Below are 23,854 nucleotides of genomic sequence, written 5' to 3'. Positions count from 1 at the left end.
GGCACCTCTACCTCCGTGAGGGCGTCCAGCCCAGCCTCCGGCCCCTCCGCCTCGGCGAGGGCCACCGCCCGCGCCAGGAGGGCGGCGGGGGTGGGCTCCAGGCGGAGCAGCGCGTCGTAGTGGAGGACGATCCGATCCCACCGGGTGTCCCGCGCGGTGGGTGCCGTCGCGTGCTCGGCGGCGACGAGGGCCTGCAGCACGTAGGTCGCGGCCTGGTGCGGGAGGTCGGGCCGGGTCAGCGGTGCCGAGGTGAGCAGCCCCAGCGCCTCGTCGATCTCTTCCCGGTGCCAGCGATCGCGGTCCTGGTCGGCGAGGAGGACCAGCCGGCCCTCGCCGTCCAGACGCGCGTCCCGGCGGGAGTGCTGCAGGAGGAGCAGGGCCAGCAGCGCGGTGAGCGTCGGGTCGGTCGGGCGCAGGCCGCGCACCGTGCGGACCAGCCGGAGCGCCTCGCCCGCCAGACCGTGACGGACGAGGTCGGCGCCGCTCGCGGGGGCATACCCGGCGGTGAAGGCGAGGTAGGCCGTCTGCGCCACCGTCGCGAGCCGAGTCGGGAGCGCCTCCAGGTCGGGTATCGCGAACGGGATGCCCGCGGCGACGATCTTCTTCTTCGCCCGGGTGAGCCGCGCCGCCATGGTGGGCTCGGGCACGAGGAAGAGCCGGGCGATGTCGTAGGTGCCGACCCCGAGGACGAGCCGCAACGCGAGGGCGCTCGCCGCCTCCGGGGACAGTGCCGGGTGGGTGCACATCAGCACCAGCCGCAGCAGATCGTCCTCGACGAGGTCACCGGGGTCGGCCATCGCCGAGGACGGACGACGGTCCAGGTCGGTGGCGAGGAGGGTATGCCGGCGGTGGGCCATCGCCTCGGAGCGCAGCCGGTCGACCACCCGGCGTCGGGCGACCGTCTGCAGCCATCCGGCCGGGTTGTCGGGCACGCCGTCGACCGGCCAGCGACGGGCAGCGGCCTCGACGGCGTCCCCGAGCGCGTCCTCGACGAGGTCGAGCCGGCGGAAGCGCGCGAGGAGCAGGGCCACCAGGGCGCCCCACTCCTCGCGCACCACGCGGTCCAGCTCGTCGGGCATACCGGTCAGACCGGGTCGACCACCGGGCTGACCTGCATGTCGTAGGCCGGCAGCTCGGTGAGCAGCTCGAGGACGACGTCGAGGTCAGGAGCCTGGAGCAGGTAGAAGCCGCCGAGCTGCTCGACGGCCTCGGCGTAGGGGCCGTCGGTGAGCTGACGCTCGCCGCCACGGGTGCGGACCGTCGTCGACATGTCGCCGTCGCCGAGCGCCTCCCCGGCGAGGATCTCGACCCCGTCCCGGGCCTCGCAGGCCCGGTCGAAGGCCTCGAATCGGCCCATCATCGCCGCCTGGTCCTCCTCCGACATCGTCGACCAGGCGGGCAGCTCGCCGTCGGCCATGAGCAGCACGAGGTACTTCATGTGGGGTCTCCTTCGATCACGGGCCGCCGTGCGCGACCTCACCAGCATGTCGGACGAGCGGGGTGCAGATCGACAGCCGGGCCGAGGAACTTTCCGGCAGCCCGGGCCGATGCTCTACATTGCCTCGCGTGAGTGCACAGGCCCCCTCTGCTGTCATCCTCATCCGCGCCGAGAAGTTCGTGCCCAACCCGGCCACCGCCGCGGACAACGCCTTCCAGCACGACGTGCCCGTCGGGCAGTCGACGGAGGCCACCTCGGCGGCGGCCCTGGCGGAGATGGACGCGGTGGCGCAGGCGCTGCGCGACGCCGGGGTGCGGGTCCACGTCTTCGGCGACTCCGACCACACCCGCCCGGACAGCGTCTTCCCCAACAACTGGCTCTCGACCCATCCGGGCGGCTACGTCGCGGTCTACCCGATGTATGCCTCGAACCGCCGGCACGAGCGGCGCGGCGACATCCTGGAGATGCTCAAGGCGGACTACCGGCTGCAGACGATCGTCGACTACTCCGGGCTGGAGCCGGACGGGATCTTCCTCGAGGGCACCGGGGCGATGGTGCTCGACCACGTCTCGCGGGTCGCCTACACCGCGGTCAGCCACCGCGCCGACACGCACGTGCTGGAGCGCTTCTGCAGCGACTTCAACTACGAGCCGATGCCCTTCGACGCGGTCGACGCCGGAGGGGTGCCGGTCTACCACACCAACGTCATCGCCTGCATCGGCACCGAGGTCGCGCTCGTCGCGCTGGACCTCATCGCCGACGAGCAGCGGCGGCGCGAGGTGCGCGAGCGACTGGAGGTCACCGGGCGCGAGATCGTCGAGCTCAGCGAGGAGCAGGTCCGCGAGTTCGCCGGCAACGCCGTCGAGCTGTGCGGGCGGACGCCCGAGGGGCGCAAGCGCCACATCATGGCGATGTCGGGCCGCGCCCGGCGCAGCCTCACCGGCGAGCAGCTGACCGTCATCGAGCGCTCCTGCGAGGTCGTCTCGGTCGACATCCCCACCATCGAGCTGGCCGGCGGGTCGGTGCGCTGCATGATCGCCGGCGTTCACCTCGACCCGCGCCCGACCGGGGCGCCCACCCCGACCGCCACGGCCGAGGCGATCGACGAGCACCCGGTCAGCGCGGACGGCCAGGTGGAGGACGCCCGTCGGTCCGATCGGCGGTCGTCGGCTCGAGCATGACCTTGCTCGAGCCGGTGCCCCGGTCGGCGGCGACGGCGAAGGCCTCGACGGCGTCGGCGAAGGGGAAAGCTGTGCGTCACGAGCGGGCCCGACGTCGACGCCGGACGCCATGAGCTGCAGCGCGTCGCTGAACTCGTCGACGAAGCGGCAGGAGCCGCGGTAGCCGACCTCCCACGTCAGTGATTAGGTAGACTGATCTACCTCATCCCAGGAGGTCACCCATGTCCCCCCAGTCCCCCACCCGCCCCAGCGCGCAAGAGCGCCTGCTTGAGGCTGCCGCCGCACGCTTCTACAGCGCCGGCGTCGCCGCGACCGGCATCGACGCGATCACCGCGGACGCCGGCGTGGCCAAGATGAGCCTCTACAACAACTTCGCGTCCAAGGCGGACCTGGTCGAGGCATACCTGCAGCGGCGGCACGAGGAGTGGCTGGACCTGTATGCCGTCCGGCTCGCGCCGACGAGGACGCCACAGGAGCGGGTGCTGGCGGTCTTCGACGCGTATGCCGACCACGCCGCGACGTCGCGGACCACCGGCTTTCGCGGATGCGGTCTGCTCAACGCGGCGGCCGAGCTCGCCGACGGCGACCCCGGGCGCGCTGTCGTGCGCGAGCACAAGCGTCAGGTGCAGGACCTGGTCGAGGAGCAGCTCGTCACGGTCCTGGACCCGGCACAGGCGCACGCGCTGGCGGTCCACCTCAGCTTCCTCCTCGAGGGCTCGATGGCCCGTGCGGGGCTGGAGGGGGACCTCGGCCCGTTGGGCGAGGCCCGGGAGATCGCGGCCCAGCTGGTCGGCGCGTGAGGACGGCCGGGCCGCTGGCGGTCCTCCTGGCCGCAGCCTTGTTCGGCACCACGGGGACGGCACAGGCCCTCGGACCTGCGGGCACGACGCCGCTCGCGGTCGGGCCGCTCGACTGGTCGTGGGCGGCCTCGGCCTGCTCGCCCTGCTGCCCCTCATGGGGGCGAGGTTCGGCGACGTGCTGGCGCTGTGGCGCACCCGTGCCGGGCTGGTCGCCGGGGTGTGCACCGCGGCATACCAGCTGTGCTTCTTCGTCGCGGTGGGGCAGACCGGCGTGGCTGTCGGCACGCTGGTGACGATCGGGACCGGACCTGTGCTCGCGGGCGTGCTGGCGCTGGTGCTGCTGGGCGAGCGTCCCACGAGGGCGTGGCTGGTCGCGACGGGCGTCTGCGTGTCGGGGCTCGTGCTGCTCGTGGGTGGGGTCGAGTCGTCCGCCGCCTTCTCCGTGACCGGCGTCGCCGCTGCCCTGGTCGCGGCGGCCGCCTACGCCGGCTACACGGTGCTCGCCAAGCAGCAGCTTCGCGAGGGGCACGCCCCCGTCACGGTGATGGCGGGAGCCTTCGGGCTCGGGGGTGCGCTGCTGGTGCCCGTCCTGCTGGCCCTGCCGACCGACTGGCTGGCCGGTGCCCGGGGGATGGGTCTGGCGCTCTACCTCGGGCTAGTGACGACGACCACGGGGTATGTGCTCTTCGCCCGCGGGCTGGCCACCCTGCCCACCGCCTCGGTCGCGACCCTCATGCTGGCCGAGCCACTGGTCGCCACGGCCCTCGGGATCGCGGTGCTCGACGAGCACCTGGGGTTCACCGGCGCGGCCGGTCTCGTCGTGCTGCTCCTGGGGCTCCTCATGCAGGGGGCCGACACCAGGTCCCTCACCCTCCCCCGCCGCCGACGTCCTTCGGTCGCGCTCGCATCAGCGACGTCAGCAGGTCCACGGGCAGGTCGGTGTCGTCCGGGAGCTGCTCGCGGGCCGCTGCCATCGCCTCGGCGTGCCGGGTGGTAGTGGTCGTGGGAGGGCCGTAGGTGACCGTCTGCGGCTGGCCGCGTCGACCGGTGCCCAGGAGCCAGATCGCGAGCACCAGCGCGATGACGGTCAGCGACCGGAGACGCAGGATCACCAGAGCCCACCTCCGCTCGCGCTCGCACTCGTAGGTGCGCTGCGAGAGAATGTTTCCATGACCGCCGCCGGAGCCACCCGAGCCGTCGCCCTCGTGCTCTACGACGCCGACTGCGGCTTCTGCACCCGCGCCGCCGGGTGGATCCCGCGGCTCGGGGCGCAGGTCGAGGTGTCCTCGTTGCAGTCCCACGACCTGGCGGCTCTCGGGGTCGACGAGGACCGTGCCGGCCTGGAGATGCCGGTGGTGCTCGAGGACGGCACGATCGCCTACGGCCACCACGCGTGGGCGCAGGTCCTGCTGCGCTCGCCGCAGCCGTGGCGGCTGATCGGCGCCGCGCTCGACTCGCGCGTCATGGAGGTCCCGGGGGCAGCGGTATACCGGCTGGTCGCTGCGAACCGTGGTCGGCTGCCCGGCGGCACCGCCGCCTGCGCCCTGCCCCCGTCGTCGGGTGCCTGACGCACAGCGCTGGATCCACGCCAGCGGGCCGCTGCCGGTCGACGAGGCGTGGGAGCGGTATGCCGACCCCGACCGGTGGTCCTCCTGGGCGCCCCACCTGCGCGCCGTCGAGATCGAGGCGAGCGGTGTGGACAGGCGGCTGCACCCCGGGCTGACCGGGGTGGTGCTCGGACCCGTGGGGGTGCGGGCGACTTCGTGGTCAAGGCCGTCGACGAGGCGGCCCGGCGCTGGTCATGGGAGGTCCGCGCGCTGGGCGTCAGCCTGCAGCTGCTCCACACCCTCGACGCGTGCCAGAAGGACACCCACGCCGGGCTCGTGCTGCAGGGGCCGTTGCCGGTCGTCCTGCTCTACCGCCCGGTCGCGCGGTGGGCGCTGCGCAGGCTCGTTGCGGTCTCGGCCCACCCGCGCCGCGGATAGTCTGACGAGACGAAGCACCGACCGAGGGGAGCACCATGGCACGCCACGACGTCGTCGTCGTCGGAGCCGGCAACGCCGGCGTCTCCCTGGCGGCGCGGCTGCTGCGGGTCGGCGCGAAGGACGTCGCCATCGTGTCGCCGGACCGGCCGCACCTGTTCCGCCCGCTGCTCAACTACGTCGCCGGAGGGCAGGCCACGATGAGCGAGCTGACGCGCAGCACCGCCTCGGTCATCCCGGCGGGTTGCACCTGGATCCGCGACAGCGCGGTGGCCGTGCACACCGACGAGCGCGAGGTCGAGCTGTCCGACGGTGCTCGGGTGGGTTACGGCGATTTGGTGCTGGCCCCTGGCATGGAGGAGGACCTCGACGCCGTACCCGGGCTGGCGGAGGCGATGACGGCGGGCTGGTCGCTGACCGCCCACCTGGAGTCGCAGGCGCCGGCCGTGTGGGATGCCGTGCAGGGTATGTCGCGCGGCCGGGTCGTCTTCTCGCTCCCGCCCGAGCCCTCCCCCTGCGGCGGAACGGCGCTCAAGCCGCTCTTCCTGGCGTGCGACGAGTGGCGCCGGCGCGGTGTGCTGGGCGACCTGGACGTGCACCTCGTGACGCCGTTCACCGGGGTCCTGGGGCTGCCGTTCGTGGACGACCGCCTGGAGGCACAGCTCGGCGAGCTGGGGGTCAGCGTGCACCGCGAGAGCACGGTGGCCTCGGTGGACCACCGGCAGCGGACGGTGACGGTGGACGGGCCGACTCCCACGGTGCTCGACGAGGTCGACCGCGCCTTCGTGGTGCCGCCCTACCGGGGCCGGGGGTGGCTGGAGCCGCTCGCCCGAGAGGGAGCGTCCGGGCAGATCGACGTCGACCCGGCGTCCGGGCAGATCGACGTCGACCCGGAGACCATGGCCCACCGCTCGGCACCACGGGTCTGGAGCCTGGGCGACGCCGCGGCGCTCGACACCCGGCCGTCCGGGGGCGCGCTGCGCCGACAGGTGGAGGTGCTGGCCGACAACATCGCGCGCAGCCGGTTGGGGCGGCCGCTGCGTCGCTACGACGGCTACACCATCGTCCCCGTCACGCTCGACCGGCGCCGGCTGCTGCTCGCCGAGTTCGACCGGACCGGCGCGCAGGCACCGACGACATGTCTGGTCGACCTGAGCGTCCCGCGCCGCGCGCTGTGGCTCTTCGACCGCTACGTCGAGCCCCTCCTCTACTTCCGCGCGCTGCTCCGGGGGCGCCTCGTCCCCTGACGACCTCGCTTCCGGACCCGTGCCCGCGGCGGCACACCCTCCGCCTCGAGGTGCGGGCCCGCGCGCGCGGGCGCACCATGGATCGATGGAGCAGACCCAGTCCCAGCCCGTCCCCGCCGTCGTCCGCTGGACCCGGCGCCTGGAACAGACCGAGGCGCTGGACGGCGCGGTGAGCGCCGTCGAGCCGACCATCACCTCCCTCTTCGGGTCCGGCACCACCGGTTGGGTGCTGCGCGGCGAGTGGCTCGGGCACGCCCTGCACCCGCTGCTCACCGACATCACCATGGGGTCGTGGACCTCGGCGACCGTCCTGGACGTCGTCGGCGGGCCAGGCTCCGCACCGGCGGCGCAGCGCTTGGTGGGCCTGGGGCTGCTCACCGCGGGGCCCACGGCCTGGTCGGGGTGGGCGGAGTGGTCGGAGACCGGTCCCCGCGACAAGCGGGTCGGCCTAGTGCACGCAACCGGCAACGGCCTCGCCGCCAGCGCGTATGCCGCGTCCTGGCTCGCGCGCCGCAGCGGTCACCACCGGCTCGGTGCCCTGCTCGCACTCGGTGGTGCCGGGGCGTCCGGCGTGGCGGCATACCTCGGCGGTCACCTGGCCGTGGCGCGCGAGGTCGGCAGCCGGCACCCGGCTTTCGACGACACGGCTCTCGAGGACACGACAGAGATCGTCGCCTGATCCGGCCGACCCGGGTCAGTCTTGCCAGCTGCCGCTCCTTCACCCGTCCCCGCTCGCGGCTCAGCTGGCCTCCGGCCGCCCACCCTCCAGCGACTCGATCACCTGGCCCAGCAACGACCGCAGATCACGGCGCTGCGCCTCGGTCATCCCCATCCCCCCGGCGAGCCGCTCCGGCACGTCGGCCACGCGCTCGCGCAGCGACCACCCGCGGTCGGTCACCGAGACCAGGACGCGCCGCTCGTCGCGCTCGTCGCGCACCCGCCGGACGAGGCCCGCGGTCTCCATCCGCTTGAGCAGCGGGGTGAGCGTGCCGGAGTCCAGGTGCAGCCGGCTGCCGAGCTCGCGCACGCTCGGCGGCTCCTGCGCGTCCCAGAGGGCCAGGAGCGTGAGGTACTGCGGGTACGTCAGCCCGACGTCGGCGAGCAGCTCGGCATACCGCCGGGTCACGGCCCGGGAGGCGGCGTAGAGCGGCAGGCAGAGCTGCTGGTCGAGCGCGAGCTGGGGGTAGCCGTCCATGCGACCAGTCTACCCGTTTGCGCCATTTGATTGCGCGCAATAGAGTTGCGCGCATGGAAACTCTCTACACCGCCACCGCCCTCGCCACCGGAGACGGCCGCAACGGCCGCATCGAGTCCAGCGACGGCATCCTCGCCGCCGACGTCCGCGCCCCGAAGGAGATGGGCGGCCCGGGAGGCGCGACGAACCCCGAGCAGCTCTTCGCCGCCGGGTATGCCGCGTGCTTCCACTCCGCGCTGCGCGGCGTCGCGAAGCGCTCCGGCGCCGACGTGACCGACTCCGAGGTGGTCGCCGATGTCGCGATCGGCCCCAACGGGGAGGGCGGCTTCGGCCTGGCCGTCGGTCTGGAGGTGACGCTCCCCCACGTCGAGCGCGCCGATGCCGAGAAGCTCGTCGAGCAGGCGCACCAGGTCTGCCCCTACTCCAACGCCACCCGCGGCAACATCGAGGTCACCCTCACCGTCGCCTGACAGACACAGGTATGCCGCCCCGGGCGCCAGGCGACCATCTCAGGACCACCTAACGCTCGGATCCCGTCCCTGGCTCGCCCGGAGCAGGACGGGGCGTCGACGTCAGGACCTCAGCACCTTGATCATCGGGCGTCCCTTGGCCAGCTCGTCGACGAACTTGTCCAGGTAGCTGATCTGCCCCATCAACCGGGTCCTCGACCTCCTGGACCTTGACACCGCACACCGAGCCGGTGATCTGGTCCACGCGCGGGTTGAGGTCCGCGGCGGCGAAGAAGTCCTCGAAGGTCGTCCCATCGGCCAGGTGCCGGCTCAGCCCGGCGTCGTCGAACCCGGTCAACCACCCGAATACCTCGCGCACCTCGGCCTCGGTCCGCCCCTTGCGCTCGGCCTTGGTCACGTAGTGCGGGTAGACCGAGGCGACCATGACGCTGAAGATACGGCTCATGCCAGGTCCTGGTCCTCAGGTGCGGGTGGTGAGGCGTGGGTCGTCCTGGCCGTCAGGTCCGGGTCAGCGCCCGCGGTCCTCGACGGTGCTCTGTCGACCGTGAGCGGCCGTCGCATCGCCCTCCGCCTTGTCGCCGTGCTTGTCCTCAGCCGTGGCGTCGTCGGGGCCGGTGTCGTTGGTGTCCGGGGTCTCGGGGACGGCGTCGGCGCCCCCGCGGATGGTCTCCTCGTTGAGGGAGCCGGAGCCACCCTCGGAGACGGTGCCGCCCTGGTCGGAATCATGGGTCATGGACCTCAATCTACGTCCTGGCTCGCAGCATCTCCTTCCGGACAGTGGCACCGAGGCCGAGGCCGATGACCGGACCCTGCGCACAAGGGTGGGTGAGCACGTGGACGAGCTCACGCCGGCTGCGGACCCCTACCTTTCTGAAAACCGACTTGAGGTGATCCTGGACGGTGTAGGCGCTGATGGCCAGGCGATGGGCCATGGCCGTCGTCCCAGCCCCCGCGACCACCTCGCGCACCACCATCCGTTCCCGGGGAGTCACGTCATACAGGTCGAGGTCCAGCTCCATGGTGTGCTCGGCGCTGGCGGGCTCGACCGTGACCACCGTCCGGTCCGAGCCCGGGTCACCGCTCAGCGGCGCCGCTCGGAGCATCAGCCACCGGCCGGTACGGGTGCGGGCGCGAACGAAGGGCGAGACCATGTGACCGGCCTGACGCAGGCGAGAGGCCTCGGCGACCATCCGCACGGGTGCGGGCAGCGTCCCGCCGGGTCCCCCTCCCAGCTGGTCGAGGTATGCCTGTGCCGTCGCGGTGGTCCCGCTCGCCCGACCCTCCGCTTCCACCACGAGCACCGAGGCCTGGGCCTCCTCGACGCCCGGTGCCGCGCGCGCAACACCCGCGACACCAGCAGCGGCGGCAGCCGACGCACGCACTCCGGCGGCCAGCAGGTCCTCGAACGCACTCAGCGTGGCTGCCTCATCGGCGGTGAACCCGGGTCGGTGAGGTGCGCGGTAGAGCCCGCACGCGGCCACCATGCTGCCGCCGGACCGCACCACCGAACGCATCTCGTGCTCGAGGTCGAAGTGGGGGGCCAGCAGCTCCCGCACCCGGGGGGTGCTGTGCAGACCCGCAGGGACGTGGTCGGCGAGGATGCCCACCCCGTCCGGGCGACCGGTCAGGGTCGTCATGGTGATGGGGTCGGGGTGGGTGAGCTCGAGCCTGATGAAGAGCTCGTCCAGCGAGTCGTCCAGCCCCGTGCGAAAGGTGTCGGTGAGGATGCCGGACACCGGGTCGACCAACGCGAGCACGGCGGCGTCGTGCGGGACGATGCCGTCGATGACCTCCTGCGCGGCCGCGGCGAAGTCCCCCCACCGCAGACCGTCTTCGGCGAGGCCAGCCACCTGTCGCCGGGACCGCTCCAGCGTCGCTCGCCGTCTGCGCGCCATCGCTCCAGGCTAGTGGGGCTACTCCGGCTGCGCCAGCACGTCGTCGAGCACCGTCGCGGCGACCTCTCGGGCCACCGCCGGGTCGGCCGCCTGGGTCTCGACACCCATGCTCCCGACCTGGATGGCGACGCGTGGCCAGCCGTTGGCCAGCTCCGGGTCCCCCTCGTGGCTCTGGCAGACGGCTGGGCGTCCGGAGATCTCGCAGGGCTCGTAGGGGTCCGCGGCCATGCTCTGAAGGAACTCCCGCTCGCTCCAGTCCGCCTGGACCCAGACGCGTGCCACCTCGAAACGCTCGTCGCGCAGAGAGCACAGGCTGTCGACCTCGGTCACCTCGTCGGCGCGCAGCTCGACGAAGTCGTCCACCACCGGGCGTAGCTCCTGCTCGTCCAAGGCGTCACAGAGAGCCTGCGCGTCGGCCAGCAGCACCTCGAGTGACTCCTCACCCGGGTCTGCCCCCGCAGGCTTCATCCCGCCGGACGGGTCTGCCTCGGTGTCCTCTGACGACGCCTGGGCGTCCCCCTCCTGGCTGTCCTGCTCCTGGGTGCCCTCCTCCTCACTACCTGCGCCCGCTTCGTCGGCCTCCTGCGCTGCGGCGTCCTCTTGTTCGGTCGCCTGACTGGTTCCGTCGTCCGTCGCCGAGTCGGCGTCGCTGCCGGAGCAGGCCGACAGCACCGCAACACCCGCGACCATTGCCACCCAGGCGACCGACGAACGACCTGTCCGGCGGGTTCCTCGGCAGGGTCGAAGGTCGCTTCGGCCCTCTCGTCGCCTCGTTCCTGGGTTCACGATCGATCTCCTGGGTGTCGGTAGGTCCCTGCCGCCTGCCGCCCGGCATCGTCGGGCGTGATGCCGACCCTGGCAGTGCTGAGGCGGGCACCGCCATCCCAGACATCTGGGATGGACCAGTCATGCTTCGAAGGACGACGCGGGAGTCCCTCCCGGACCTTCCAGAGATCACCGGTCCTGCGGCTGCCACGACCGACCCCATCGGCTGAGCCCTCGTCAGCCCGGGGATCCTTGCTGTGGCCGGCGACGACACTTCCTCGTGCGCCCCGGAGTCCCGACGCACAGCCCGACGGCCCGGCCCGCCCGGGCCGGGTGCGGGGCGGGGTCATCGCAGCCGCCACCGGACCCCGGTCTCGTCGACGTCGCGCCCGTGTCGTGCTGGTGCACCCAGGTGTGGTGCCGCGGACAGAGCAACGCGTAGTTGCCCAGGTCCGAGCGACCACCACGGGCCCAGTGCACCACGTGGTGCGCATCGCACCACGTCGCGGGCACGTGACACCCGGGGAAGGTGCACCCGCCGTCCCGGTGCGCCAACGCTCGTCGCTGACCAGGGGTGACCAGCCTCTTGGCGCGACCGAGGTCGAGGATCTGCCCCGCCTCGCCCAGCACAACCGGGATGATATCGGCCTCGCAGGCCAGCTGTCGCACCTCGTGGGCCGGCACCGTGCCCTCGTGCACCGTGCGCCCATCACCTGCGAGGGCGCCGCGCAGCTCCTGCAGCCCGATGGTCACCATGACCTGCGCCTTCGGGGTGGTGGGCTGACCCTGCGTGCCCGCCACGCCACGGCGGAAGACCGCCATGAACGCGTCGTAGCGCCGTTGACCCGCGGTGCGCAGGTCCAGTTCCGCCAGCGTGGCACCACCCCCCGCGGGGTCCACCACACCACCCTCGGCCACCCCCGTGACACCACACTGGCCCGGATCCTTGGCCGGTACCGGCGCGGCCAGCGGCGACATGAGCACCGCCTTGATGGCCTCGTAGTCGGCGTCGCTGCCCACAGTCAGCACGAACCGGCGCAGCGAACCGTCGGCCAGCGACGACTCGTGCACGTCACGAAGCTCATGCTTGGCCTGGGCGCGGGCGATCTGTTCCTTCTCGGACAGGCAGGTCGCCACGAGCTTGGACGTGATCCTGCCCAGGTCCTTGTCGTCGAACTCCTCACGCGCCGCGGCCGCGGTCAGCAGGTCGGTGGCCTGGGCGTACTCGGCCTCCCCGAGGGCCGGGCGGATCCTCGTCAGCGCCCGCAGCACCTGCGCCGCCCGGTGCACCGGTACCGACCCGTCCTGGACGGCGTCCGCGAGCGGCGCGTGCACCCGCTGCTGCGCGGCACGGGCGACCATCGCGACCTCGATCGCGGTGCGCGAGGCGAGCCCCGGGCATACCAGCCGGACCCAGTCGACGTCGGAAAAACCGGCCTCCTGATGCAACCCTCGCGCCAGCCCTTCGCGCGCCACCGCGACGAGCAACGCGTGGGTCCGGGCTGCCACCCGGTCGAGCGCGCCCAGCACGTCGCCCAGCTCGCTCTCCTGCAGGAGAGCCGGCGACGCGAGCGCCGTCGCCGAGCGGTCGAGGGAGTCAGCCAGACCAGCCAGCAGCGCGGACGTGCCCTCGGCGTGACCGCCGCCCGCCTCGCTCCCCCACCCTGACTTCATACGAACAAGTGTACGAGCCGGCTCTGACAAACCCCCTCCGTGGCGGAGGTGTCAACTCACCTGTGACCGTTCTGCGTGACCTCAGACGTCGGCCGCGAGCAGCTCGCCGAGGTGCTGGTCGACCTCGGCGAGGTAGGACTCCTCGAACCCGAAGAGCCCGAAGTGGCCGGCGATCGAGTGCAGGGTGCGCAACTCGCTGCCCGGCACGAGCTCCTGCTCGCGCGCGCAGTCGCGCGGCGGGAAGAACATGTCCTCATCGATCGGCATCACGAAGGTCTTCGCGGTGATGCGGCCGAGCGCGGCCGCGAGGTCACCACCGGTATGCCGCGCGACGTCGCCGCGCTGCCACTTCCACGCCATGCTCAGCAGCGCATTGGGGTCCATGGCCCCGAAGGTCGGCCGCAGGAAGCGGTCGCGGAACTCCTCGAAGGTGTCCCAGGTGACGTCCGGCAGCTCGATGTTGCGCCAGAACTCGGAGCGCCAGAACTCCGTGGACAGACCCACCACCGCCCAGATGTCGGCGTGCCGGTGCAGCCCGTCAGCGACGTCGGCCGGTGAGGCGTAGTCGCCGCCGTTCCAGCCCGGGTCGGAGGTGATCGCGTCCATGAGCGTCTGGGTGAAGAGGAAGTCGTGCGGGGTGTTCTGCGCGGTGCCGGCGATCATGGCTGCCCGCTGCACCTTGTCCGGGAAGCGGACCGCCCACTCCCACGTCTGCTGGGCACCCATCGACCCGCCCACGACGAGGGCGAGCCGGTCGATGCCGAAGACCTCGCGCAGCAGCTGCTCCTGCGCGCGGACATCGTCGCCGATGCGCACCTGCGGGAAGCCGGCCATGGCGATCTCGCCGTCGGCGGTGTGCGGGGAGGTCGAGAGGCCATTGCCGATCTGGTTGACGACGACGATGAAATACCTCGACGGGTCCAGCGCGCGGCCCTCGCCGATGTAGGCCAGCTCCCACGTCTGGTGGGTGCCGGAGAACCAGGTCGGGATGAGGATCGCGTTGTCCTTGGCCTCGTTGAGCTCGCCGAAGGTGGCGACCGCGAGCTCCAGGTCCGGGATGACACCTCCCTCCTCGAGCTCGAAGGAGCCGAGTGAGTGCAGGTCGTATGCGCCCTGCACCTCGGGCGTGTAGAAGGGGTTGTCGATCGGCATGGTGGACTCCTCGTCGAGTGCGGTCACGGTGGTCGCGACCCTACAGGTGCCCGTGGAGTGCTGCCGTCCGACCCAGGCCAATGATATCGTCGATGATATCTCTACGACAGGAGGGCACCATGGCATCGATCGTCATCCGAGGCCTTGACCAGTCCGTGAAGGAGCGGCTGGCCGCTCAGGCGAGGGAGCACGGCCGGTCGATGGAGGCCGAAGCCCGTCACATCCTCACGAGAGGCACACAACACCCCAACGTCGGACTCGCACTGTTCTGGGCCGCGCAGGAAGTTGGCGGCATCGAGAATCTCCCGGTCCCCGAGCGCACCGATCGTGCCCGAGCGGCAGATCTCGGGTGATCGTCCTCGACACCAACGTCCTGTCCGAGGTGCTCCGGCCGCAGCCTGACGGGCGTGTCCTGACGTGGTTGCAGACGATCACGGGTGAGGTCGCCATCACGTCGATCACTCTTGCTGAGCTGCTCGCTGGCGTGCGTTGCCTGCCGGACGGCCGGCGCAAGACGGCGCTGGGCAGCCAGCTCGAGCAAGCGCTCCGGCCCTACCGCGGGACCAGCGCCGTCCTGGCCTTCGATGACGTAGCCGCAGATCACTACGCAGACGTGCTCGCGGTACGAGAACAAGCGGGGTTGCCGATCAGCACGGCTGACACTCAGATCGCGGCAATCTGCCGAGCGCACGCCGCGACTTGCGCGACGCGCAACACCAGGGACTTCGAACTGACCGGCATCCAGCTCGTCGATCCCTGGCTCGCCTGAGCATCTGGGCCCTCCACGACCGGTCGGACCCGCGACCTCAGTCGGGACGAGGCAAGGTGCGCAGCGTGGCGGCAGCCGCGAAGGCGATGTGCTCGCGCATCAGTGCGGCTGCGCGCGGACCGTCGGCCTCGATGATCGCCTGGGTCACCGCCCGCAGCTCGCGGACCGCCGTCGCGCCGCGACCGGACTCAGACAGGCTCGAGACGCACAGGACCCGCACCCGCGCCTGGACCACCCCCAGCTCCTCGCGCATCACCGAGCTCGATGCACCGTCGAACAATGCCTCGTAGAAGCCGTCACGGACCCGCATCACCTCCGAGGCCGGCAGCCCAGCCTCGACCGCGCCCTCCAGCGCGTCGACGGCCTCCTGCAGCCGCTGCACGTCGGCGACACCGGCGCGCTCGACGAAGCACTCGACGAGCAACCCCTCGATCGCACCGCGCAACCGGTAGAGGTCCCTCGCCTCGTCGGTGTCGATGGCCCGCACCACGGCCCCACGCCGCGGCTGGATCTGGACGAGCCCCTCGGCGGACAGCTGGCGCAGCGTCTCGCGCACGGTCGCCCGGGACACCTCGAAGCGGTCGATGAGCTCGCGCTCGATGAGGCGCTGCCCGGGCGCCAGCTGGTGGTCGAGGATCTGCCGGCTCAGCTCCTGGTGGACCCGTCCCGACTGGGACGTCGGCGCCGCCTCGGTCGCGGCGACCTCCCGGTGCGTCGTGGCTGCAGTCATGGTGGAAACATACCCGCCCCTGCCAACACACGCGGTCACAGAACGGACAAGAACTTTCTTCTTGGCAACTATTGTCCGACAAGACCGCGAGTGCTAGCGTCCGAGAACCGACGATCGGGTCGGTCACCACTCTGGGTGCTCATCAAAGGAGATTCGCCCCATGACGTACATCAACGGCTCCCACCACGTCACGCTCTCGGTCGCCGGCGCCCAGGAGGACGTCGACTTCCACACCAAGGTGCTGGGCATGCGCTTCATCAAGAAGACCGTGCTCTACGACGGCTCCAAGCCCGTCTACCACCTCTACTACTCCAACGCGAACGGCGACCCGTCCTCGGTGATCACGACGTTCCCGTGGGCGCAGGCCAACCTCTACGGCAGCCGCGGCACCAACCAGGCCCGCGAGGTGCTGCTCGCGGTGCCCCACGGGTCGCTCGACTGGTGGGCGAAGCGGCTCGCCGACCACGAGGTCGACAGCACCTCGGTCGAGGTCTTCGGCGCCCGCCGGCTCGCCTTCGCGCACCCGTCCGGCATCGAGTACCAGCTCGTCGAGAGCGACGACGACCCCCGCGTCGGCCACCAGGCCCACGGGGTGACCCGCGAGCACGCGGTCTACGGCATCCACGGCATCGGCATCCACGTCTACGACCAGGACCGCTCGGTCGACTTCGGCCAGGAGGCGTTCTTCCTCGCGGGGGACGTCGAGGAGGAGGGTGACCTGGCCCGGTTCCGGGTCGGCGACGCCAAGCACGGCAACTGGGTCGAGCTGCGCGGCAACCGCACCGACGACCAGGGCACCTGGCGCTACGGCGCGGGCACCTACCACCACTTCGCCTGGAACCTCGGCGACCTGGAGAACCAGGAGCAGGTCAAGTTCGACATCGAGGGTGCCGGCTACACCGACATCTCCGAGCTGAAGGACCGCACCTACTTCAAGTCCCACTACGTCCGGATGCCCGGTGGCGCCCTCTTCGAGCTGGCCGTCACGCACAACGAGGGCGGCTGGGACTGCGACGAGTCGCCCGAGGAGCTCGGCCAGGCCTTCATGCTGCCGCCGCAGTTCGAGTCCGAGCGCAGCCACATCATGGGCCAGCTCGAACCGATCGAGGTGTGACCAGCTCCGCAGCTCCGGCACGACCGCAAGGCGGCGAGAACCCTCACCTGGCCGCGGGCGTGGAGTGCTGGGGCGAGGAGGATGCCCCGGTCGCGGTGCTCGCGGTGCACGGACGCACCCAGTCCCCCGCCGACATGCGCGCTCTCGCCGAGCGCCTGGACGTCGAGGGTCTGCGGTGGCTCGCGCCGGCCGCCGCCGGGCAGAGCTGGTATCCCTACGGCTTCATGGAGGACCGGCCGGGCGACGACCCGTGGCTCGCCTGGTCGCTCGAGGCGGTCGACGAACATGTGGGTCGCCTCGTGGAGGCGGGGTGGCCGCCGGAGAGGGTGGTGCTGCTCGGGTTCTCCCAGGGCGCCTGCCTGCTCGCGCACTGGGCGCTCCTGCACCCCGCCAGGTATGCCGGCCTCGTCGTCCTCACCGGTGGTTACGTCGGGACCGAGCGCGAGGAGCTGTCGTTCACGGGTGACTTCGACGGCACGCCCGCCCTGCTGGCCGGGTGCGAGGCCGACCCCTGGGTGCCCCGCACCCGGATGGCGCAGACCGAGGACCGGCTGCGAGGTATGGGCGCCCACCTCACCTCGCTCGTCGAGCCGGGCGCGGAGCACGAGGTCAGCGCGACGGCGGGCGAGCTCACCGCCCGGTTGCTGCGGCATACCGTGGGCGGCACCGGACACCGATGACCGCGCCGCCGGTGCGGGACGAGGGAGAGGATCGTATGGAGATCAGGTTCGACCACACCACCCTGGGTCAGCGCGTGCTCTTCGGCACCGGGGCGGCCGCGGCGAACATCGCCGTGGCCCTGCGCGACCTGGGCGCCTCACGGCCGCTGCTCGTGGGAGGTGGACATGCTGGCGAGGTCGTGGACCAGGTGTCCGAGGAGTTCGCCGTCGTGGGGCATATCGGTGAGGTCGTCCAGCACGTGCCGGCGGAGCGGGCCCGCGAGGCGGTCGCCCTGGCCCAGGACGTGGACGCGGACTCGGTCGTCGCCATCGGCGGCGGGTCGGCCACCGGGCTCGCCAAGATCGTCGCCCGGGACACCGGGCTGCCGGTCGTCGCGGTGCCCACCACCTTCTCGGGGTCGGAGGCGACCGACATCTGGGGGATGACCGAGGACGAGCGCAAGACCACCGGGACCGACCTCCGGGTGCTGCCGAGGGTGGTGGTCTACGACGCGACGTTGACCCTGGGTCTGCCGACCGACCTCGCGGTCCACTCCGGACTCAACGCCCTGGCCCATGCCGTGGACAGCCTGTGGGCCCCTCGGGCGGACCCCATCAACCGGGCCATGGCCGGTGAGGGGATGCGCGCGCTGGTGCCGGGGCTGCGCGGCCTCCGGGCTGGCCCGGCGGATGTGCGCGCCCATGAGCAGGTGCTCTACGGCACCTACCTCTCGGGGGTCGCCCTGGCCTCGGCGGGGGCCGGGATGCACCACAAGATCTGCCACGTCCTGGGTGGGACGTTCAACCTGCCCCACGCCCCGACCCATGCCGTGGTGCTGCCGTACGTCGCGGCCTATAACGCCGGCGCGGACCCCGACTCCGAGGCCCGCATCGCGGAGGCGCTGGGGACCGCTCACGCTGCCTCGAGGTTGTGGGACTTCGCCCGAGAGGTGGGTGCGCCCGGTTCGCTGGGCGGGATCGGCTTCACCGAGGACGACGTGGAGCTTGCTGCTGAGCTGGCGACAGCGGCGATCCCGGACTCTAATCCTCGGCCGGTGAGCCGGGAGAGCGCAGCGGCGCTCCTGCGGTCCGCGCTCCGAGGTGACGACGTCCGGTGATGACTCAACCATCTGTTGGGCTGTCCGATCTGCCGGCCCAGACCTTGGAGGCGCCTGCTTGGACGCGGCGCATAGTCCATGCGATGCCTGACACGAGCTTCAGCAGCTTGCCATGATGCGGCCTACCTATTGTGCCCATCTTGGCGGGAAGAATATCTCAACACATGGATGCGCCCGACCGCCAGACCTTTCGAACGAGGGGCTGGGCATAGCCAAGCCCAGTCTGCCTCCTTATGCGGCCGAAAGCACCCGTAGAGAACGACAGTTCGTCTGAAGCCGGGGACGGAGGGCTTCCGAGGCGTGGCCTGCTTAGTCCCCTTCGCCGCGGACCATCAGTCGAGGGGACGAGACTGCGCGCGACCAACTCGACGAACGCATGAGTGCGAAACGCCCCGCTTTGTGTTCGAATGGCGGTCATGCACGAGGAACTCGTCGAAGCAGCCAGGTCCTATCAGTCAAGCATCGACACCGCGTTGCCACCCATGGCGCTGCATCACTCCTTGACTGATGCTTCCGAGCCGCTTGAGGCTCTAGCGATGGCCGCGCTAAGCGGCGACATGGTGAGCACTAGCGAGATCATCAGCGTACCCAGGCGAAGCGGCGGCGCTCCCCGCCCCCTCACTTTTCTGCACCCCGGTACAGCCATCGCATATTCGGGCCTCTGTAGCATCTTCTCGGACATCGCCCCAAGGCGGGATCCACGGTCGTTTGATATGTTCAAAAATCACCAACCTGAAGGCTACGAGTATGTTGTTGAGTCTGACATTGCTTCCTGCTACGAGTACGTACGACACGACCTATTGCGGCACGAACTACTCAAGGCAGCCCCCGCGCGACGCAAACAAATTGAATCCTTGGATTCACTTCTGCACGCCATTTACCCCTCGAATGTTGGCCTACCCCAAATGAACATGTCAAGCGACCAGCTGGCGGACTTGTACATCCATGCCATAAGGAAACGCCTCCGTTTAAACAACCTAGAAGTTACTACCTATGCAGACGATTTCCGCATATTCAGCCCAGATTGGATGGCAGCCAATGAGGCAATTGAAGCGCTGACGGAAGCGGCTCGCGCGTATGGTTTGGTGCTGTCACAGCAGAAGACAGTAATATTCCGCCGAGAAACATTAGAGGCGCGGCGGCGACAGGACTACGAGTTCTGGAAGGCCCATATCGTCGCCGATCCGTCTCAGCCAGCTGCACATTTTGCTCTGAACCCTTATGAACGATTGCAATCGCTCGGTCCTGCTTGGGATGAAGAAGGAGCGCTACGACTCTTCCGGACATGGCTGTCCCTAAAGAGAGGCGAAACGGATGATAAAGACGTGGTCGGGCAGGGACGTCTCTACGAGCAATACGCACCACTCTCTTTCCGACTGGCGGCATCACGTGCACTCCTAGACGCGGAAGAAGTCTCCGAGTTTGCATTCTTCTCGCCGCATCATGTTGACATGGTCGCTCATATGTTTAACAACGAAGAATTGGAAGCCGATGATTACTTGCTTGATTCATTACTAAGTGGAGGTCGTCAATCATCGTGGTTTAGACTGTGGCTTCTCTCCGTTCTAGCAGCTAGAACGGAGGAATTGACCCCGGTTCAGGAAGAGTGGCTTCTGACTCAGCTGGAACACAGGCATGAAGTAGTCCGGGCCGAGGCTGCGTGGGTAAGTGCGAAAAATGAATTACTGACGCATACCGACCTGAGCCGCACCTATCTGCGCGCTTCGTCTGTTACCGCCCATGTCCTAGCCGCCGCGGCTGCTAGGGTGAATGTGTCCATCTCCCGAGATATCATGGATGACGGGCCACTGAATCGGGCGGCGAGCAAGTGGGCCGTGCAAAATGCGTGACCCAGTCGAAGATTTTAAGGATCGCCTCGCCTCCCTCATGAGCAGGGGCGGAATCAGCGAAGAGGATCAAACCGCCTCCAATACTCTGCTGCTTAGCTGCGCAGCCGGCGAGGCGTACGCGATGGAAATTCTGGAGACCCGGATACGCGCCTCGCCGGCATACTTCGCGTTAGGCCAAGTTGCACTGGACACGCTGAGACGCGACAGGGAGAATTCGTGGGAGAAGCGCTTGACCTGGTTGCAGCATAGTGGTATTCCTTCACTCAGGGGCGAACGCTCGGTTCAAACCTTCCAAATCCTGATTGAAGTACGGAACACTCTCCTGCACGGTTCAGGGGAGATGACTACGCGTCAAGCCGACTCTGTCAGAAAGTTCATCGCCCTAAAGAAACGGATTAACAGCCTTCCCGGTGTTCAAGCTGATGGCCGGCGCCTAGTGCTCCAGGGGGCATTTAGGGATGAATGGGTCAGCATCGCCATGAACTTTGTGGAGCACCTAAGTTATCAACACCAAGAAAACAGGTCATAGAGGGGTTCGTCTGCCAGGCGTAGAAGGCTTGCCGGGAGAACCCCGGCAGCCCGCAGGTCACCGCGACTGGGATCCCGTCGTCGGCAAGATCCGGGACCAGCGGGAACGTCTGTAATGTCATAGCTGGCCCGTGGCCGGCTGAGAGGCTGCTTCTCGACCTGCCGTGTGACTCCGGGTACATGCGACCTACTCACCAGTGGTGTCTTGAAAATGACATGTCCACGGTCAGGTCGAGGAGCGGTCCCTACGCCCAGATGTCTTGATAAGAAGCCTGTCCGCCCGACCCCTTCTGGGCTGGGCGTGACTCATCACAGATATGTCTCTGAGCGACCACCACGGGGACCGGGCTGGCCACTGTCCGCTCAACCTGACAGGAATCTCATGACCATCGTCGCCGAGTTGTTCGAGCATGTCGTCGGTATCGACACGCATGCGCGCACCCACACCTACTGTCTCCTCTACGCCCGCAGTGGCGCCGTCATCGACACGGCGTCCTTCCCGACCAGTAGGGCCGGCAACGCCCGCGCCGTGAACTGGATCGCACGTCGGACTCAGGGCAGCGTGCTGGCCGCCGTCGAAGGCTTCCTCCTACGGTGCAGGCATCGCCACAGCCCGCACCGACGAGGGCCTCGACGTCGCCGAGGTCCGTCCTGCGCCTCGCACCACCCATGCGCACGCGGGCAAATCTGATGTGCTGGATGCCGAGGCTGCTGCCAGGTCTGTCCTGGGCCGCGACTACAACCAGCTGGCCCGGCCCCGGCAGGCCGGAAAGCGTGCAGCGTTACGGGTGCTGCTGGCATCCCGCTCGATCATCGACCAGCAGCGAACCGCTAACCGCAATGCCCTGACCGCGCTCCTGCGCAGCATCGACTTGGGCATCGACGCCCGGAAGCCACGGAGCGACCAGCAGATCCGCACCATCGCCGCATGCGTCCCGGCCGCGCGCTGCAGGCACGCGACCCGTTGCCAGTAGCACGACGAGAGGCTCGCCGTCTGGCAGTGGCCGTGCTCGAGCAGACCACCGCCCTGCGCCAGAACCATGACGAGCTGCGTCTGCTTGCCGAAGAAGTGGCTCCTGGTCTGCAAACACAACCCGGCATCGGACCGGTCACCGCGGCGATCATCGTGTGTGCCTACTCCCACCACGGACGAATCCGGTCCGAAGCAGCCTTCGCCGCCCTCGACGAGATAGCCCCGCTACCGGCGTCCTCAGGCAACACAACCCGGCACCGCCTATCCCGGTCCGGCGATCGTCAACTCAATCGCGCGTTCGACGTCATCGTCCGAACCAGACTGAGCTACGACCAGCCCACCCGCGAGTACGCTGCCCGGCGCCGCGCCGAGGGACGCAGTAACCGCGAGATCCGACGCTGCCTAAAGCGCTACGTCTGCCGAGCAGTCTTCCGTCAACTCCAGACCTGCAGTGCTTGACACCAGGCATAGAAGCGTCATTTTGGGGACTGACCCAGCCGCAAGTTCGCCTGCGACAGGTACGCCGCAGCGCGGCGCAGCACCTCGTTCTCCTGCTCAAGGAGCCGGATCTTGCGCTTGGCCCGTCTCAGCTCGGCATTCTCCGCCGCGGTCGTGCCGGGCCGTACGCTGTCCTCGACGTCGCCCTGGCGTAGCCAGTTCCGCAGGCACGACTCGGAGATCCCGAAATCAGCGGCAAGTTTGGCGATCCGAGTCTCGCCCTTGCGGGCGACCGCGACCACGTCGTCGCGGATCTCCTTCGGAGGGTGTGCAGGCATGTTGACATCCTCCCAGCGGAGCCTTCTCGGCCCCACAGATCAGGTGTCAACCGAACCTTCAGCAGTCCCCCAAACCCCTTGACACCCTCATCTGTGAAGAGCCCCACTAGCACTGTTCGATTTCCCACTGAATGCGATGCACCGCCTTTTGGAGCGCCTCGTGCTCCCAGACGCGGAGTACCTTCCACCCAAGTGCAGTGAGTGCACTGTCTACCCGGCGATCACGGGCAACGTTCGCGGCTAGCTTCCCCGTCCACCACTCGGTGTTCGTTTTCGGCGGGGTGGCGTGCTCGGGGCAGCCGTGCCAGAAGCATCCGTCGATGAAGACCACCAACCGGCGGCGGGTGAACACGATGTCACCGCGAGACCGCAGCGACGGCTCCATTCGGTAGTCGACCCGAAAGCGGTAGCCGAGGGCGTGCAGTTCCCTGCGAATCTCGAGCTCGCGGGTAGTGTCTCGCCGACGCTGTCGCTGCATCCGTCGGCGGATTACGTCGTCGCGCGGTTCGGCCATGTCTCAGGCCATCGCGTCAATGTGGGCGTCGAGTGCCTCCACGAACCCCGGGGGCTGCTTGAGTCGGCTGGCCTTGAAGCGGGTCGTGAACCCCAGGGTGGCTCCGAGGCTCAGCGGAGCCCAGCCGTGCTCGTCGAGAAGTCCGTCGAGAGTGGATCGCTGTCGGCGGGCAAGCGGTCGCTCACTGAGGCTCCAGGCCTCGCGGGCGCCCAGTATCGACGCCGCAGCACTGGGCCACCGGGAGCCAACAGGCAGCGGACGACTCGGGACATCTGCGGGAGGTCGCGGCTCCGCGAGGCGCGATCCCAGCCACGTCGCCACCGGTACGGTGACGGCGTTGCCGACGAGCTTCCAGCGGATGCCCTCTCGGTCGACCTGCGAGGTCCATCCAGCTCGAAAACCCTGCAGCCGCTCCCCCACTTCGATACTGGGGCGACTGATGGCTTGACCGGCGTCCCGATCACGACGCCATATGGCCGGAGGAGAGGCGATGCCGACCGCCGAGCCGCCCTTGAGAGTCGGGGTGACTCCGGGCCCCCACCCGAGCCCGCGGTTACCTTCCGTCCAGTAGAAGCCGTACGCCGCATGTCGGTGGGCGACCGCGTAGGGCGGCGATGTCTCGTCCGCGAACAGTACCGTTCGTGGATCCTCGGACTGTGAGGCCACGAGGAAGACCCTGCGTCGCCTCTGACGAACGCCGAAGTGCTGGGAGTCCACGGTCCGGTAGGCCCAGTTCCACCCGTCCGCCTCGAGCCACGCGACGACAGCCGCGATCGGCGACCCGCTATGCAGGCTCAACATGTTCGGAACGTTCTCCAAGACCAGCCATGTCGGGGGGGCGTCATCGATGAGCCGGAACACTTCCTTGATCAGTCCCGACTGGCCTCCATCGATCCCCGCCATCCGACCCACCTGGCTGAGATCCGTGCACGGAAACCCAGCGGCGACGACATCCACCCTGGGGATCGAGCGCAGAGCCTGATGTCCCCAACGACTGCCGCGTCGAAGCGTCGCTTCAGCACGC

The 23,854-nt window shown here is 69.5% G+C and carries 26 protein-coding genes and 3 pseudogenes; 16 read left to right on the top strand and 13 right to left on the bottom strand.

What is annotated here, in order from left to right; all coding sequences use genetic code 11:
- Window positions 1-254 precede the first annotated feature (254 nt).
- Together BJF80_RS21210 and BJF80_RS11565 are read right to left on the bottom strand one after the other, a co-directional pair.
- Window positions 255-746: pseudogene (locus tag BJF80_RS21210) on the bottom strand (DUF6596 domain-containing protein); the annotation flags it as partial.
- A gap of 338 nt (window positions 747-1,084) precedes the next feature.
- Window positions 1,085-1,438 carry a YciI family protein gene (locus BJF80_RS11565; protein ID WP_075813800.1) on the bottom strand — a complete coding sequence of 118 codons (354 nt, stop codon included), beginning with the start codon at window positions 1,436-1,438 and terminating at the stop codon, window positions 1,085-1,087.
- Window positions 1,439-1,566: 128 nt separating this feature from the next.
- Between BJF80_RS11565 and ctlX the strand changes: the two genes are divergently transcribed.
- From ctlX to BJF80_RS11530, 7 genes are all read left to right on the top strand, one after another.
- On the top strand, window positions 1,567-2,619 hold the full coding sequence (gene ctlX / locus BJF80_RS11560) for a citrulline utilization hydrolase CtlX (protein ID WP_075813798.1): 1,053 nt from the start codon (window positions 1,567-1,569) through the stop codon (window positions 2,617-2,619).
- A 221-nt stretch (window positions 2,620-2,840) separates the two neighbouring features.
- Complete coding sequence (locus tag BJF80_RS11555; protein WP_075813796.1) at window positions 2,841-3,419, top strand: TetR/AcrR family transcriptional regulator; 579 nt, start codon at window positions 2,841-2,843, stop codon at window positions 3,417-3,419.
- Complete coding sequence (locus tag BJF80_RS11550; RefSeq protein ID WP_075813794.1) at window positions 3,346-4,416, top strand: EamA family transporter; 1,071 nt, start codon at window positions 3,346-3,348, stop codon at window positions 4,414-4,416. Before BJF80_RS11555 ends, BJF80_RS11550 begins: the two co-directional genes overlap by 74 nt.
- 172 nt (window positions 4,417-4,588) lie before the next feature.
- Window positions 4,589-4,987, top strand: coding sequence for a thiol-disulfide oxidoreductase DCC family protein (locus tag BJF80_RS11545; RefSeq protein WP_075813792.1), 399 nt, complete (start codon window positions 4,589-4,591; stop codon window positions 4,985-4,987).
- Window positions 4,988-5,182: 195 nt separating this feature from the next.
- Complete coding sequence (locus BJF80_RS19370) at window positions 5,183-5,404, top strand: hypothetical protein (RefSeq protein ID WP_202817204.1); 222 nt, start codon at window positions 5,183-5,185, stop codon at window positions 5,402-5,404.
- Between the two features lie 35 nt (window positions 5,405-5,439).
- A complete protein-coding gene (locus BJF80_RS11535) occupies window positions 5,440-6,648 on the top strand; it encodes an NAD(P)/FAD-dependent oxidoreductase (RefSeq protein ID WP_075813790.1) in 1,209 nt (402 codons plus the stop codon).
- Between the two features lie 85 nt (window positions 6,649-6,733).
- The gene (locus tag BJF80_RS11530; RefSeq protein WP_075813787.1) at window positions 6,734-7,327 is read left to right on the top strand and encodes a (2Fe-2S)-binding protein; all 594 of its coding nucleotides are present in this window, start codon (window positions 6,734-6,736) and stop codon (window positions 7,325-7,327) included.
- A gap of 60 nt (window positions 7,328-7,387) precedes the next feature.
- On the opposite strand, the gene BJF80_RS11525 is transcribed toward BJF80_RS11530, so the two are convergent.
- Window positions 7,388-7,843: a MarR family winged helix-turn-helix transcriptional regulator gene (locus BJF80_RS11525; protein WP_075813785.1), complete on the bottom strand. Its 456-nt coding sequence runs from the start codon at window positions 7,841-7,843 to the stop codon at window positions 7,388-7,390.
- 53 nt (window positions 7,844-7,896) lie between these two features.
- On the opposite strand from BJF80_RS11525, the gene BJF80_RS11520 reads away from it, so the two are divergent.
- Window positions 7,897-8,313, top strand: coding sequence for an organic hydroperoxide resistance protein (locus BJF80_RS11520; RefSeq protein ID WP_075813783.1), 417 nt, complete (start codon window positions 7,897-7,899; stop codon window positions 8,311-8,313).
- Between the two features lie 102 nt (window positions 8,314-8,415).
- On the opposite strand, the pseudogene BJF80_RS11515 reads toward BJF80_RS11520, so the two are convergent.
- From BJF80_RS11515 to BJF80_RS11490, 6 genes and pseudogenes are all read right to left on the bottom strand, one after another.
- Window positions 8,416-8,758 (bottom strand): annotated as a pseudogene (locus BJF80_RS11515) (DUF2200 domain-containing protein).
- A gap of 63 nt (window positions 8,759-8,821) precedes the next feature.
- Window positions 8,822-9,046 (bottom strand): hypothetical protein, encoded by a 225-nt coding sequence (locus BJF80_RS11510; protein ID WP_075813781.1) that lies wholly within the window; start codon window positions 9,044-9,046, stop codon window positions 8,822-8,824.
- A gap of 10 nt (window positions 9,047-9,056) precedes the next feature.
- Complete coding sequence (locus BJF80_RS11505; RefSeq protein WP_083673637.1) at window positions 9,057-10,208, bottom strand: helix-turn-helix transcriptional regulator; 1,152 nt, start codon at window positions 10,206-10,208, stop codon at window positions 9,057-9,059.
- Between the two features lie 18 nt (window positions 10,209-10,226).
- Window positions 10,227-10,898, bottom strand: coding sequence for a hypothetical protein (locus BJF80_RS11500; protein WP_075813777.1), 672 nt, complete (start codon window positions 10,896-10,898; stop codon window positions 10,227-10,229).
- A gap of 312 nt (window positions 10,899-11,210) precedes the next feature.
- The gene (locus tag BJF80_RS11495) at window positions 11,211-12,647 is read right to left on the bottom strand and encodes an HNH endonuclease signature motif containing protein (protein WP_237767577.1); all 1,437 of its coding nucleotides are present in this window, start codon (window positions 12,645-12,647) and stop codon (window positions 11,211-11,213) included.
- An 81-nt stretch (window positions 12,648-12,728) separates the two neighbouring features.
- Window positions 12,729-13,826 (bottom strand): alpha/beta fold hydrolase, encoded by a 1,098-nt coding sequence (locus BJF80_RS11490; protein ID WP_321166393.1) that lies wholly within the window; start codon window positions 13,824-13,826, stop codon window positions 12,729-12,731.
- Between the two features lie 92 nt (window positions 13,827-13,918).
- On the opposite strand from BJF80_RS11490, the gene BJF80_RS11485 reads away from it, so the two are divergent.
- Complete coding sequence (locus BJF80_RS11485) at window positions 13,919-14,152, top strand: FitA-like ribbon-helix-helix domain-containing protein (protein WP_066636260.1); 234 nt, start codon at window positions 13,919-13,921, stop codon at window positions 14,150-14,152.
- Window positions 14,149-14,568, top strand: a complete 420-nt coding sequence (locus BJF80_RS11480; protein WP_075813775.1) for a type II toxin-antitoxin system VapC family toxin — start codon at window positions 14,149-14,151, stop codon at window positions 14,566-14,568. Before BJF80_RS11485 ends, BJF80_RS11480 begins: the two co-directional genes overlap by 4 nt.
- Before the next feature lie 37 nt (window positions 14,569-14,605).
- Here BJF80_RS11480 and BJF80_RS11475 read toward each other — a convergent pair whose 3' ends face one another.
- Window positions 14,606-15,298 carry a GntR family transcriptional regulator gene (locus BJF80_RS11475; RefSeq protein WP_075813773.1) on the bottom strand — a complete coding sequence of 231 codons (693 nt, stop codon included), beginning with the start codon at window positions 15,296-15,298 and terminating at the stop codon, window positions 14,606-14,608.
- Window positions 15,299-15,458: 160 nt separating this feature from the next.
- Between BJF80_RS11475 and BJF80_RS11470 the strand changes: the two genes are divergently transcribed.
- The 6 genes and pseudogenes from BJF80_RS11470 to BJF80_RS11445 all read left to right on the top strand — a co-directional run bounded on the left by BJF80_RS11470 (window position 15,459) and on the right by BJF80_RS11445 (window position 21,999).
- Entirely contained in the window at window positions 15,459-16,412 is a 954-nt protein-coding gene (locus tag BJF80_RS11470) for a VOC family protein (RefSeq protein ID WP_075813771.1), read from the top strand.
- The gene (locus BJF80_RS11465) at window positions 16,409-17,092 is read left to right on the top strand and encodes an alpha/beta hydrolase (protein WP_143554093.1); all 684 of its coding nucleotides are present in this window, start codon (window positions 16,409-16,411) and stop codon (window positions 17,090-17,092) included. Before BJF80_RS11470 ends, BJF80_RS11465 begins: the two co-directional genes overlap by 4 nt.
- 35 nt (window positions 17,093-17,127) lie before the next feature.
- Window positions 17,128-18,189 (top strand): maleylacetate reductase, encoded by a 1,062-nt coding sequence (locus BJF80_RS11460; RefSeq protein WP_075813769.1) that lies wholly within the window; start codon window positions 17,128-17,130, stop codon window positions 18,187-18,189.
- A gap of 416 nt (window positions 18,190-18,605) precedes the next feature.
- The gene (locus BJF80_RS11455) at window positions 18,606-20,039 is read left to right on the top strand and encodes an RNA-directed DNA polymerase (protein WP_158068530.1); all 1,434 of its coding nucleotides are present in this window, start codon (window positions 18,606-18,608) and stop codon (window positions 20,037-20,039) included.
- Window positions 20,032-20,568, top strand: coding sequence for a hypothetical protein (locus BJF80_RS18490; protein ID WP_143554092.1), 537 nt, complete (start codon window positions 20,032-20,034; stop codon window positions 20,566-20,568). The genes BJF80_RS11455 and BJF80_RS18490 overlap by 8 nt, the downstream gene beginning before the upstream one ends.
- Window positions 20,569-20,949: 381 nt before the next feature.
- Window positions 20,950-21,999 (top strand): annotated as a pseudogene (locus BJF80_RS11445) (IS110 family RNA-guided transposase).
- A 17-nt stretch (window positions 22,000-22,016) separates the two neighbouring features.
- On the opposite strand, the gene BJF80_RS11440 reads toward BJF80_RS11445, so the two are convergent.
- The 3 genes from BJF80_RS11440 to BJF80_RS11430 all read right to left on the bottom strand — a co-directional run bounded on the left by BJF80_RS11440 (window position 22,017) and on the right by BJF80_RS11430 (window position 23,787).
- Complete coding sequence (locus tag BJF80_RS11440) at window positions 22,017-22,316, bottom strand: transposase (RefSeq protein ID WP_075813763.1); 300 nt, start codon at window positions 22,314-22,316, stop codon at window positions 22,017-22,019.
- Between the two features lie 106 nt (window positions 22,317-22,422).
- Window positions 22,423-22,830: a very short patch repair endonuclease gene (locus tag BJF80_RS11435; RefSeq protein ID WP_075813761.1), complete on the bottom strand. Its 408-nt coding sequence runs from the start codon at window positions 22,828-22,830 to the stop codon at window positions 22,423-22,425.
- Window positions 22,831-22,833: 3 nt separating this feature from the next.
- Window positions 22,834-23,787, bottom strand: coding sequence for a DNA cytosine methyltransferase (locus tag BJF80_RS11430; RefSeq protein WP_158068529.1), 954 nt, complete (start codon window positions 23,785-23,787; stop codon window positions 22,834-22,836).
- Window positions 23,788-23,854 lie beyond the last annotated feature (67 nt).

This window comes from Serinicoccus sp. CUA-874, from assembly GCF_001942225.1.
Classification (GTDB): domain Bacteria; phylum Actinomycetota; class Actinomycetes; order Actinomycetales; family Dermatophilaceae; genus Ornithinicoccus; species Ornithinicoccus marinus.
Note: the sequence above shows the minus strand (reverse complement) of the source record. Positions and strands in the feature narration are given on the sequence as shown.